This window comes from Parafrankia colletiae, assembly GCF_001854655.1.
Classification (GTDB): Bacteria; Actinomycetota; Actinomycetes; order Frankiales; family Frankiaceae; genus Parafrankia; species Parafrankia colletiae.
Window position 1 is genome coordinate 371,354 of sequence record NZ_MBLM01000002.1, and the last position, 12,217, is coordinate 383,570.

At 68.8% G+C, this 12,217-nt stretch carries 11 protein-coding genes; 7 read left to right on the forward strand and 4 right to left on the reverse strand.

Annotated elements, in window-relative coordinates; all coding sequences use genetic code 11:
* Positions 1-103: 103 nt before the first annotated feature.
* The 3 genes from CC117_RS01640 to CC117_RS01650 all read left to right on the forward strand — a co-directional run bounded on the left by CC117_RS01640 (position 104) and on the right by CC117_RS01650 (position 4,708).
* The gene (locus tag CC117_RS01640; RefSeq protein WP_071081908.1) at positions 104-973 is read left to right on the forward strand and encodes an alpha/beta fold hydrolase; all 870 of its coding nucleotides are present in this window, start codon (positions 104-106) and stop codon (positions 971-973) included.
* A 10-nt stretch (positions 974-983) separates the two neighbouring features.
* Entirely contained in the window at positions 984-2,300 is a 1,317-nt protein-coding gene (locus CC117_RS01645; RefSeq protein WP_084131333.1) for a DUF427 domain-containing protein, read from the forward strand.
* 1,433 nt (positions 2,301-3,733) lie between these two features.
* The gene (locus CC117_RS01650) at positions 3,734-4,708 is read left to right on the forward strand and encodes an HNH endonuclease signature motif containing protein (protein WP_241829753.1); all 975 of its coding nucleotides are present in this window, start codon (positions 3,734-3,736) and stop codon (positions 4,706-4,708) included.
* Here the strand turns inward: CC117_RS01650 and CC117_RS01655 are convergent.
* The 3 genes from CC117_RS01655 to CC117_RS01665 are packed head-to-tail and all read right to left on the reverse strand — an operon-like array spanning position 4,672 to position 7,624.
* Entirely contained in the window at positions 4,672-5,505 is an 834-nt protein-coding gene (locus tag CC117_RS01655; RefSeq protein WP_071081910.1) for an enoyl-CoA hydratase-related protein, read from the reverse strand. The two genes, CC117_RS01650 and CC117_RS01655, sit on opposite strands and share 37 nt — an antisense overlap.
* A gap of 50 nt (positions 5,506-5,555) precedes the next feature.
* Positions 5,556-6,566 carry a DUF2889 domain-containing protein gene (locus CC117_RS01660; protein WP_241829727.1) on the reverse strand — a complete coding sequence of 337 codons (1,011 nt, stop codon included), beginning with the start codon at positions 6,564-6,566 and terminating at the stop codon, positions 5,556-5,558.
* 50 nt (positions 6,567-6,616) lie between these two features.
* Positions 6,617-7,624, reverse strand: coding sequence for an LLM class F420-dependent oxidoreductase (locus CC117_RS01665; protein ID WP_071081912.1), 1,008 nt, complete (start codon positions 7,622-7,624; stop codon positions 6,617-6,619).
* A gap of 196 nt (positions 7,625-7,820) precedes the next feature.
* Here CC117_RS01665 and CC117_RS01670 point away from each other — a divergent pair, with 196 nt between their 5' ends.
* From CC117_RS01670 to CC117_RS01680, 3 genes are all read left to right on the forward strand, one after another.
* Positions 7,821-8,498, forward strand: coding sequence for a DUF308 domain-containing protein (locus CC117_RS01670; RefSeq protein ID WP_071081913.1), 678 nt, complete (start codon positions 7,821-7,823; stop codon positions 8,496-8,498).
* Positions 8,499-8,635: 137 nt separating this feature from the next.
* Positions 8,636-9,448: an enoyl-CoA hydratase-related protein gene (locus tag CC117_RS01675; protein WP_071081914.1), complete on the forward strand. Its 813-nt coding sequence runs from the start codon at positions 8,636-8,638 to the stop codon at positions 9,446-9,448.
* A 99-nt stretch (positions 9,449-9,547) separates the two neighbouring features.
* Positions 9,548-10,006, forward strand: coding sequence for a hypothetical protein (locus tag CC117_RS01680; protein ID WP_071081915.1), 459 nt, complete (start codon positions 9,548-9,550; stop codon positions 10,004-10,006).
* An 18-nt stretch (positions 10,007-10,024) separates the two neighbouring features.
* On the opposite strand, the gene CC117_RS01685 is transcribed toward CC117_RS01680, so the two are convergent.
* Complete coding sequence (locus CC117_RS01685; protein WP_071081916.1) at positions 10,025-10,540, reverse strand: MarR family winged helix-turn-helix transcriptional regulator; 516 nt, start codon at positions 10,538-10,540, stop codon at positions 10,025-10,027.
* Positions 10,541-10,634: 94 nt separating this feature from the next.
* Between CC117_RS01685 and CC117_RS01690 the strand changes: the two genes are divergently transcribed.
* Positions 10,635-12,203: a serine/threonine-protein kinase gene (locus CC117_RS01690; protein ID WP_071081917.1), complete on the forward strand. Its 1,569-nt coding sequence runs from the start codon at positions 10,635-10,637 to the stop codon at positions 12,201-12,203.
* Positions 12,204-12,217 lie beyond the last annotated feature (14 nt).

Genomic DNA, 12,217 nt, shown 5'->3' on the forward strand with positions numbered 1-12,217 from the left:
AGCGTACGACGTCCAGTGCCGCGGCCCCGCGGCGCTGGGAACACCGGACGGATACGGATCGTCGTTCAGTGAGCGAACGTCGTCCACGAAGCGGGGATCATCGATGCCGTACTTCGACCTTGGGGTCGAGACCAGGCTGTTCTTCACCGATGACCCCGCGGAGGACAGCGCCGGTGAGCAACCGCCGCTGGTTCTGATCCACGGCTGGTGCTGCGACTCGCACGACTGGAACTACCAGATCCCGGACTTCGTCACTCGGCACCGCGTGATCGCGGTGGACCTGCGCGGCCACGGACGATCGTCCGGTTCGAAGGGCCTGCGACCACGTGTGCTCGCCGCCGACCTCGCCGCCCTGCTCAGGCAGCTGGGCATCACTCAGAGCACCGGCGGTGTCGTCGCGGTTGGACACTCACTGGGTGCCATGGTCGCCAGCGCGCTCGCCGTCGAAGAACCCGGACTTGTACGCGCCGTCGTCGCAGTCGAACCCGCGTACGGCATCAGCGACACTGACGCCGCCCGATCCGAGCAGTCCTTCGGCGATCTCGGCGCTCCGGGCACTCAGGAACGACTCCTGCGGTACCTGCAGGCCCTTGCCGGCCCCGACTCACCCGCCCATCTCACGACCTGGCATCGCCGGCGTGCCCTGGCTGTCCCGGCCGCTGTGGCACGGGCCGCGCTCTTCGGGATGTGGCTCGATGCGGACCAGTTCGGCCAAAGGGACCAGAGCACCGACTATCTGGGCAGGCGCACCTGCCCGGTCCTGGCCGTCTACTCCGAGCAACAGGCCGAACGGGCCGCGTGGGAGCGAGGTGTCGTCACGGGTCCGTTCGACGAGGTCCGTCAGCTGCCGGGAGGTCACTGGCTGCATCAGGAGCGACCAGAGGCCTTCAACGCCCTCGTTCTCGACTGGATCGCCCGACTGTCGCCCGCCGATCTCTCGTCCCGGCCACGACCGGGTGTTAGCTTCCTGTGACGTGCAGCCTGTGACCTCCGACGTCGCGTCGGATAACGAACCGGCCTTAACACACGAGTCCTGCCGCTACCTGGCACGGGCGTGGTGGGGCGAAACCCTTGTAGCCGAATCGGCGTCCGCCGTCAGGGTGCAGGAGGCGGCCGATGTACCGGTCCTCTACTTTCCTCGCGCCGACGTGCGGACCGACCTCCTGCTGGACGAGGGCCACTCGGCCGTCTGCCCGGTCAAGGGCGAGGCGCGTCTGTGGACACTCGAGGGAAAGATCACCACCGGGTCCACCGACTGGCATGATCCCGCGGGAGTGTCAGCCGTGGACGGTCGGGACGCTGTCTGGGAATTCACCCAGCCTGGTTCCGRCCTGGACTGGCTGGCCGGTCTGATCGCCTTCGACCACGACCGCATCCGGGTTGAGCTGGTGGATGCCGTTCCCGGCGAGGCCGACGGCGACATCACGATCAAGCGGTTTCCCACGTGGGGGGACGCCGCGGATCTCATCGACATCATGAACGTGCGGCCGGCCGGCGACCGCCGATACGTGAGTACCGCACTCGCGGACCCTCGACGCCCTGTCGTCGAGGGCAGTCAGATGCTCGGACAGGCCGTGGTCGCAGCGGGTCGGCACGCACCCGACCGGCGCGTCGTGTCCGCCCACATGGTGTTCTATCGAGCTGCGGACGCTCGGGAGCCGCTGGAGTTCGAGATCGACGAACTCAGCGCAGGACGGAGCTTCTCCACCCTGGCAGTACATGTGTCGCAGGGCGGAAAACGGCGCGCCAGTGGCACCCTGCTCCTCGATGTCACGGCACCGGACGTTGTCCGCCACTCAGCCGCGCCGGAAGCGTGCGCTGGGCCGTATGACAGCGAGCCGTGCGACATGTCGGTCACCGGTCGGGACATCCGCATGGTCGACGCGGCGTACACAGATGACCCGGCCGCGCCGGTGGGGCCACCGGTCATCGACGCCTGGGTCAGGTTCCGCGACGTTCCCGACGACCCGCACCTCCACGCAGGTCTGCTCGCTCAGTTCACGGGCCACATATCCATCGCCGCTGCGCTTCGTCCGCATGACGGCGTCGGCCAGCGCCAGGCTCACCGCACTCTGTCGATGGGCATAAACGCGATCGGCATCTCCTTCCACTCCGTGGTTCACGCCGACCACTGGCTGCGCTATCACCACCTCTCCACCTTCGCCGGCGACGGAATGACCCACTCCGAATGTCGGGTGTACAACGAGGCAGACGCTCTGATCGCCTCGTTCACCGTGGATGCCATGCTTCGTGGGTTCGCCCAGGATTCTCGCGCGGTCGACGGCAGGATCGCACTGTGAGTCCGACCACCGGCAGGGGCCCGTTGTCGGCACGACCGGCCGGACGTTTCAGCGCACTCGTTCCGAGTCCGCTGGGGTACGTCGTACCTTTCCAGCGCCGCGTGCGCGGTCGTTCCGGCGGACACACCGTCGTCGACAGCGAACGGACCCTGCTTGTTCACGTCCAGGGACAACCTCCGATGTATGCCTTTCCTGCAGAGGATGTCCAGGTCCTGGACTGCGAGCCGGAAGCAAGCGTTTCAGGCCACGTACGAGTTCCCTGAAACTCGGTGGACGAATGGCACGAGGAATAAGAGCAGGTATTCGGGCATCCACGCAACCCGTCGAGCACAACCTCCCAGCACCCACCTCAGCTTTCCGGGAGGACACAGACCCACCCCCGGGGTCGTGATCCGAAGATCCGATCTCCCGAGCTCCGACCACCCCACGACGGCACACTCGACAGGTTCGCTTCCACTCGGCTCCCATCCGCCGTCACCCCGGGCGAATCCGCCCTCGTCATGGATCTAGCACTCCACCGAACCGGTGCCGACAGAAAGTCAAAACCTCCGCGTGGGGGGGCCGCCCTCCCCCGCGACAGGACATCTTCCTGGCACCAGAAACCAGGGGTGGGCTGACGCATCGGTACGCCAGCCCACCCCGGCACCCACAGATCTTCACACTGTTGATTTAAGAAACTTCAGGCGCGCCCGAAAATTCGCTGACTGTACTCGGATCGGCCGACCAGCTTCCGCCGCGACGAAAATAAGGCCGGCACCCCGATCTGGTCAAGCTCGCCTACCCCAGGCCAATCCGCCCAGCTCAGACGATGCATCGCCCCGGAGCCGACCGACACATCAATTCATACAACCACCCAAATCTGCAGGCCATCCGCAGCGAACTGCGGGGCCGCAGGCAATAGCTCTGACGGATTCGACCATCAGAAGACACGCCCGTAGTCTCTCGTCCCGAAGTCTTGCCTGGACGGCACGCCTCGACTACTTTCGAACACACATTCGATTCAAGTCCGGTTTCGAGGCGGTGGTCATATGCAGGAGGTCGACGTCTCTCTTGCCACGTCGTCAAAGCTTTCCGCCGAGCGGCAGACCACGGCACTCGTCCGCGCGTTGCTCGACGCGTTCGTGGACCTGACCGACCACACCAGCGCGTCCGCCTTGAGTTCCCTCGCGAGCACTCCCATCCGAGGAGAGAGAGAAGAGCGGAGCCAGGCCCCATCGCGGTCCGCCACCCAGCGTTTCCGCGACAGCATCGCCTGCTACCGAGCCAAGGCCATGCTGTTGGYCTGGACGCAGGCCGCTCTGATCCAGGATCTCGCCAATCTCGCGACAGTCACCGCCGACAACCCCGCGCCGCCGATCCCGGGTGACCCGATGCTTCGTCCCGAAGATGTCGCGATCGAGATCGGAGTGTCGTCCACCACCGCAGCGCGGGACATGACCTTCGCGCGCGCCGCTGTCGACCGGCTTCCTCGCGCGCTCAGTGCCCTGCGTGAAGGCAAAATCGATCTTCAGCGGCTCCACTCGCTGGAGAACGCCACCCGGCCGCTTGACGACGCCCTCGCCTCGGATGTCGAGCGCAGTGCTCTCGCCGGCGGCCCACGCTCCACCCGCCGAGCCTTCACCGACGCCTGTCGACAGATCGTGCACACGCTGGACCCCGAGGGGGCGGCCGCCCGCTCCCACGTACGCAGAGCTGAGAGGCGTGTGCGGGTTTCGACGGGCGAGGATGGCATCGGCAGGCTGACGACCGTCATGCCAGCTGACGAGGCCGAGGCCTGCTTCCGGCGCGTCGACCGCATAGCGCGAGGCATCACCGCTCGGGGCGCCGACAGCGACGAGCGCACCGTCGATCAGATTCGGGCAGACGTGGTCGTAGATCTGCTGACGGGCCGCGCGGAGCACGCAGCTCCACTCGCATGCGAGATTCAGGTCATGGTGCCCGTCACCGCCCTGCTCGGCACTACGTCCACACCCGGCGAGATCCCGGGTATCGGCAGCATCCCCGCAGCCGTTGCGCGCGAGATGGCCAACCGCCCGGGATCAACCTGGCGACGAATCCTCACAGATCCTCGCGGCCACCTTGTTGAGGTTGCCGACCGCCGGCACCCGTCYCCGGCTCAGGCTCGCCATGTACGGGCACGCGACCAGACCTGCCGTCACCCCGGTTGCCGCCGGCCGGCAGTCTCCTGCGACCTCGATCACACGGTTCCCTACGCCCAGGGTGGGCCCACCAGGACCTGCAACCTGGGGCCTCTCTGCGAGAGGCATCACGGCGGGCGGCACCGCGGCGGGTGGAAGATCTGCCAGCCTCGGCCCGGCGTCTTCCGATGGACGACCGGTCTCGGTCACTCGGTGACCGTCACGGAGACGCTCTATCCCGGCGTTGTCGTCGAAGGGAGGTCCGGATAGACCGGTAGCCGCTTCTCCGCCCGAGCTGTGATCGACTCGTTGACCTCGCCGGACTGGAGTGCGCCAGCCTGCCAGGTGGCCATGTAGGTCAGCGCATCCGACACGGCGTGGTCACGCGCGTACAACAGCATCTCCTTGCTGCCCCACACAGCGAGAGGGCTGTTGGCCGCGATCTCCGCGGCGATCTCCCCCACCCCGCGGAGCATGGATTCCTGATCCGGGAAGACCTCGTTCACAAGGCCCACGGCCAGAGCCCGGCCGGCCGGGAACCGACGCCCCGTGTAGACAAGTTCCCGGGCGACCCCGGCCGGAATCAGCTTGGGAAGACGCTGCAGCGTCCCAAGATCAGCRGCAATTCCGATCTTTGTCTCCTGAACAGTGAAGAAGGCGTCCTCGGTCGCGTATCTCATGTCGCAGGCGGTCACCAGGTCGAGTCCGCCTCCGATGCATCCGCCCTGCACGGCGGCGAGCACAGGAAAACGAGTCCGTTCGAGTACTGTCAGGGCGTCCTGCATCCTGAGGACCAGAGCGCGACGGGCAAGGTTGACCCGGGCCGGTTCCCCCGCCGCGAAGAGCTCGGTGTCGCCGAACGCGGAGAGGTCGAGACCGGCGGTGAAGTGCCGTCCGGTTGACGCTATGACGAGTGCACGGACACCGCCGTCCGCGCCGAGGTCAGAGACAACGGCGGGAAACTCGTCCCAGAAGTCGCGCCGGAGGGTGTTGAGCTCGTCGGGACGAGACAGCACGAGCCAGGCGACGTTGTCGACTACGTCTATCTCGAAGTTTCGGCTTGCCACGAGGTACTCCCGAGGACAGTGGGCACGAGTGGAGCGTGTCCCACTCTCCCCTATCGGAGCGTGTCCCGCTGGGCGGGAGGCAGCAGGGACACAAGTTCGGGAACACCGACGAGCGACCGGAGCGTGTCGTTGAGATGGGTGCAGGTGCTGGTCCCCTGCAGATCCGTCCGGACCATCTTTCGAGCGTCGGCGACAGGTGTGCCAGTAAGCCGGGATGCGCTGGCAGCCGCCAACGGGCATTCCACCCAGGGCAGCGCACGCGGTACCGAGGAAACCTCTACGAGAGTCATGGTGGTGAGGTCCAGTCGGCCGGCGACGGTGTACTCGTGGATGACCGTCTCGGGTCCACCGGCGGCCTGGTAACTGTCCCGGAAGAGAAGATCCAGGTCGCAGCTGCCCGTTTCCGCGCTGCGCGTGACGTCGAGGCGCCGGTGCCGGCGCATGCCGTGCGGGGGCARCTGGGAGGTCTCATGCCACGCCAGGGGGTCATCGGGTCGAGTCAGAGGAGGTGCGATCGGGCCGGTGACCGTGGGCACCATGCCGTCCTGTTCGATGGCCGAGATGAGAGTCGCGCCCCGTGCCCACCCGGCGCACTGGTCCGTCTGAGCCAGGAGCATGCCTGTGGCACGGGGAACGAGGCCCATCCGGCCAAGGGCGTAACCGGAGACGAGGGCGCTCACCGGCGCGTCGTCCAGCATGGCTTCGAGGAGCGGCTGGGCCGCGTGGAGATCGGGTGCGGCCTGTGCGATGCGGCGCCGCAGTCCCGCGGTGGTACCCGTACCGACCAGACTTTGGAGCTCGGGGACGGCCGGGGTGGTCTCGATACGCAGAAGGTTCCGCTGCCCGTCAGGCGCGATCTCCAAGGTGAAACGTGCTTCGGCGGCCACCTCGGATGCCCCGTCGACGCCCGTGATCAGATCGCGGCCCTTCCCGACCAGTCTCAGGTTCCCCTGCGCACCGTCCGGACGCAGTGCGTCGATCGTGATCGTGCGCCGGACGGAGCCGGGAGGGCGGGCAGGACTGCCGGCGGTCGGCTCGTGGATGCCGTGCCGCGGATGCAATGGCGGCTCAGCCGGCGGTGGATCGACAAACTGCCAGCTGGACGTCATTGTCAGCTCGCGGCGTCGAGGACAGCCGGCCAGTGTGCCTGGTCCGAGCCGCCCGAGTCGTAGAGCGTCGTGCGAGCGTAGATGTCGCCGATCTTGGCGCGGAGTCCCCGACCGACCTCTTCGGGTGTGCCGACCACGGAGAACTCTCCCAGAATGTCGTCCGTGATCAGGCTGGCCATGTCATCCCAGCGGCCCTGCTTGGACAGCGTGGTGAGCTCCGGCTGGACCTCACCCCAGCCGTGCATCTCGAAGACGGGGCGGTAGGCCGGGGTTGATCCGTAGAAGGCGATCTGCTTCTTGGTCGCCGCGACCGAGCGTTCCATCTCGGCCTCCGTCCGGCCGAGCGTCACAAAGGAGGGACCACAGATCGTGAAGCCCTCGAGATCATCTTTTCCGGCCCGGGCCCGGCCGCGCAGCAGTGCCGGAATCGTCACTTCCTCGATGTAACGGACGGTGGTGAAGGGATGCACGATAAATCCGTCGGCGGCTTCACCTGCGACTTCGGTCATGCCCGGACCGACCCCGGCGAGGTAGATCGACGGGGGGCCGAAGGCCTGGGGCTTCGGGGTGAAGAAGGGCGTCATGAGGGTGTGCGTGTAGAAGTCGCCCCGAAAGTCGAGCTTGGTGCCGTTCTGCCAGGAGTCCCAGATCGCCCGGATACCGAGGAGGAGTTCGCGCATCCGCGGTGCGGGGTGGGACCAGGGCATGGAGAAGCGCTTCTCGATGTGCGGCTTGATCTGGGAGCCGAGACCCAGGACGAAACGGCCCTCGCTGTACTGCGCCAGGTCGTAGCCGAGGTTGGCGAGGGTCATCGGAGTCCGCGCGAAGGCGATGGCGATCGAGGTCCCGACGGTGATCGACGCGGTGGCGGTCGCGGCCTGCAGGCACTGCATGAAGGGGTCGTGCCGGGTCTCTCCGACCCAGGCGCCGCCGTAGCCCTCCTTCTCGACCCGGGCAGCGTCGGTCGACGTCACGGCGATGTCGTCCGACAGGGTGTAATCGATCTTCAACGCATCTCCTCGCCGCGGCCCCCAGCAGACCTACGGTCTCCAGGTTGGYGCCAGCCGGCCGATGGGGGCAACCGTTCGCAGTACCACCGGAACCAGGACGACAGAATGGGTTGATCTAGTGACGCAGGGTATGAGATTCCCGCTACCAGGGCAGTCCTGAGGAGGACAGTCAACCACCCGCTGAAGGGATGAGTTCATGACTGCATCAAGCGACGCAGGCGGGATCGCCGCGGTCGAGGCGAAGGCCGGCCCGGCGCTGCTCGTCGTGGGCGCTGCCTGGGTCCTGCTGGCACTGGCCATCCCGATGTTCGGGCTGACGACAGGCACGTCGATCGCCATCCTTCTCGGGATCACGCTCCTCCTTGGAGGTCTGAGCGAGCTGGTGGCGGCAATGGCCTCCGGCACTGGCTGGCGCCCCACACATGCGCTCCTCGCCGTGATGCTCGTCGCGGGCGGGATCGTGGCACTCGCCTGGCCGGGGCCCACAGTGACGGTCGTCTCCCGCATCGCCGCATGGGCGCTTCTGGCGCTGGGGATCCACGCGCTGGCCACGGCCTTCTCGCAGCGCGACGCGGCACGGGCCGGGACGTGGTGGGTTCCGCTGGTGATCGGCACGTTCTCGCTCAGCATCGCCTTCTGGGCGTCGGCGCAGCACCGTCCGAGCTACACGCTGGCGGTTCTGTGGGTTGCGCTGACCGCGCTGGTCATCGGCCTGACCAAGTTCGCCACGAAGCTGCGGTCCGCTGGCGGCGAGGAGCCGCGGATGGATGCCCTCACCCGCTCCGGTTTCAGCGGCCGGGCCACCACGGAGGCCGCACGGGGGCAGGCACGGGGGCAGCGGCGTGAGGAGGCCTCGGGCCGTGGCCGCATGTGACCTGGTGACGCGGAGCGGGGCGACCCGGCCGGGTCGCCCCGCTCCGCGTCACATGTCTGCGCACCGGCTCACGGCGGTCGCCTAGGCTCCTGGACGACACAGGGCAGGCGGGTGACTCGACGACGGAGGCGGGCAGCGTGACGACGGACACGGATGACAGCGAGATCCTGACCGAGGTCCGCGACGGGGTCGCTGTCATCACCTTCAACCGTCCGAAGGCGCGCAACGCGATCACCGCGACTATGGCCCTTGCCTACGCCAGGGCGCTGCGCGCGGCGGATGACGACCCGCAGGTCCGGGTGATCGTGGTCACCGGAGCGGGCCCCGGCTTCTGTTCCGGCGCCGACCTGGAGGTGCTGCGCGGTGGCGCCGAGACGATCAAGAAGTTCGTCCCGGCCCGGGATGACCTGCCCTCGCTGACGCTGCGCCTGCGCAAGCCGGTGATCGCTGCCATCAACGGGGCGGCGGTGGGTATCGGATTCGCCTACATGCTCGGCAGTGACATCCGGATCGCCGCCGAGTCGGCGAAGCTCGCGACCGCGTTCTCGAGGCTCGGCCTCGCGGCCGAGTACGGGGTGTCCTGGCTGCTGCCTCGTCTCATCGGCCTGCCGGCGGCGATGGATCTTCTGCTGACCGGGCGCACCGTCGGCGCCGAGGAGGCCGCGCAGATCGGTCTCGTGCACAGGGTGGTCCCGGATGGTGCGGTTCTGGACGCCGCGCTCGCCTACGCCGCGGACCTGGTGGCGAACTGCTCGCCGTTCTCCCTGGCGACGATCAAGAAGCAGGTCTACGACGACCTCGACCGTTCCCGCGATGATGCGCTGACGGACACACTGCGTCAGATGGATATCGCGTTCGAGGGTCCCGGGCTCGCGGAGGCGCTGACCGCGCGGACGGAGAAGCGGCCAGCGGTGTTCGACGCGCTCGGTCAAGGGTCCGAGGTCCGGTAGCGGCGGTCCGGAGGGYGCGGGCCGGCGGCACTCCCGTCACAGCCGGCCGGGATGTCCCGGGGCCTACCGTGAGGTACCCCCGCATCCCAGGACGGACACGTGACCACCTTTCTGCTGAGTGCCCACGTTGTCGTCGCGATCATCGCGATCGGCCCGGTGACCGTCGCCGCGAGCATGTTCGCGCCCGCGGTCCGGGCTGCCCTGCGCGACCCTGACGATGCCCGGGCGGCGGGCGTGGTGAGCACACTGCACCGCATCTGCAACGTGTACGCGGCCATCGGCATCACTGTGCCGATCCTGGGTTTCGCCACCGCGGCGAGCATGGGGGTGCTCGGCGACCCCTGGTTGCTCACCTCGATCGCGCTGACGGGCGTGGCGGCAGGTGTTCTCGCCCTCGCGGTGCTGCCGGGTCAGCAGCAGCTCCTCGACGTGATCGACACCCGGGCCGCCGCGGTGAGCGCCCGCAACGTGGCTGTCGCCAGTGGACTGTTCAGCCTGCTGTGGACCGTGGTCACGGTGCTCATGATCGTCCGCCCGGGCTCGACCACCGGCGTCTGAACGCGACGGCGCGACGGCTCAGCGGGGCCGGGGCGGAGCGGTGTCGAGCCGGCTGAGGATCTGGCCACAGATGGCGCTGAGCTGATCGAGCTGGTCGCGGGACAGCGCCTCGATCACCAGGTCCCGCACGGTCTCGACGTGGCCTGGGGCGGACGCCGCGAGTTTCTCGAAACCCAGGTCGGTCAGGGTGGCGTTGGTGACCCGGCCGTCGGCCAGGCATGGGGTGCGGCGCACCCAGCCCCTGTCCTCCAGGCGTTTGACGGCGTGCGACAGTCGGGAAAGCGACCCGCAGGTGAAGTCGGCGAGCCGGGCCATGGCCAGCGTTCGGTGCGGCGCTTCGGACAGGCCGACGAGGACCGAGTACTCGAAATGACTCAGGCCCGCGTCCTGGCGTAGCTGGGCGTCAAGCGCGGCCGGCAGCCGGGTCATCACTCCGATGAGCCCACGCCAGGCGGTACGTTCACTGGCCTGCAGCCACCGTGGCTCCGCCGTGACCGGCCGGCCGTCGCGCCCCGGGTCTCTGCCGCCATCCATACGGGCAGCCTATGATTCCCGTCGGCATTCCCGCGATTTGCCAGTACCTTTCGGCTGAACCCGACCGCCGGAGATCCGAGAGGAGCAGGCACGTATGAAATCCCTCGGCTCCGACGACCCGCAGGCAGCGGGCGCCTATCGACTGCTCGGCATCCTCGGGTCCGGCGGGATGGGCCGGGTGTACCTCGCCCGCAGCCCGGGTGGGCGCACGGTCGCCGTGAAAGTGATCCGGCCGGAGTTCGCGGGCGACCCGGCGTTCCGCGCCCGGTTCCGGCGCGAGGTCGAGGCGGCCCGGCGGGTCAGCGGCCGGTGGACGGCGCGGGTGCTCRACGCCGACGCCGACGCCGACGCTCCGTACCTGGTCACGGCCTACATTCCGGGGCCGTCGCTGCTGGACGCGGTACGCCGGCACGGGCCGTTGCCCCCTCGGACGGTGCGGGCGCTCGGCGCGGGCCTGGCCGAGGCTCTGGAGGCCGTGCACGCCGCGGGTGTGGTCCACCGGGATCTGAAGCCGTCCAACGTGCTGATCACCGTGGACGGCCCCACCGTGATCGACTTCGGGATCGCGCGGGCGGTCGACGCGACCGTGCTCACCCAGGCGGGAGCCCTGATCGGCTCGCCGGCGTTCGTGTCGCCCGAGCAGATCACCGGTGGTGAGGTCGGGCCGGCCAGTGACGTGTTCGCGCTCGGCTCGGTCCTCGCTTTCGCCGCCACCGGGGCCGGCCCGTTCGCCGGGGCCGGGACACCGGCGGTGATGTACGGGATTCTCACCGCCGAGCCCCAGCTGGCCGCCGTCCCACCCGACCTGCGCGGAACGGTCGAGGCCTGCCTGCACAAGGCACCGCAGGGACGTCCCCGGCCCGCCGAGATCCGCCGGGCACTTGCCCCGGACGGCACCGGGGCGGCGGCGTTGTGGGCGGACTGGCTGCCGCCGGACCTGGTCAGTGGGCTGGTCCGGCAGGCAGTGGACGTCCTCGACCTCGACACCGGTGACACCGGCGTCACCGGCGTCATCGCCTACAGCCCGCCGCCCGTCCCGACGAGGGCCGGCGGTGACCGGCGGGCGCTGGCCGTCGTCGCCGCGGTGGGCGCACTGTGCCTGACGATCATCGTCACGGCCGTCGTTCTTCTCGGTTCGCGGGGTTCGCGGGGTTCCGGGGACGGTGCCGCGGAAGGAACCGGGCTGGCGAGCTCCGCCCCGCGTGCTCCCATCGACGACTCAGGCGCCACCACGACCCGGCCCGGGGAGCTGCCCGACGGCTACGCCGGGTCGTGGGAGGGGCGCATCGTCTCCCGCCTGGGCGTCGCCCAGAACATGGTGATCACGCTGCAGCCCGGCGGCACCGGCCAGACCATCGGGCACTCGGAGACCACGCTCCTCGGCCTCGAGGCCCTGGGCGGCGCGGGCAGCACCGGGATCCGGTGTGTCGGCGACCAGGAACTTGTCGGTCTGAGTGAGCCCGCGTCGGCCGGCGCGCCGCCGGCGGTCGTGCTGCGGGACATCCCCGGCACGGGCGACAATCCGACTCTGCTGCCCGGTGTCTCGCTGTGTACGAGCGGGGGGACGAGCCGGCTGTCGTTGTCCGCCGCCGGAGAGCTGGTTTTCCAGTCGGAGGAGGACGACGCGGGCCGGCCGACCGGCACGCTGCGTCGCCGGGGCTGATCGCGGGAGAACGC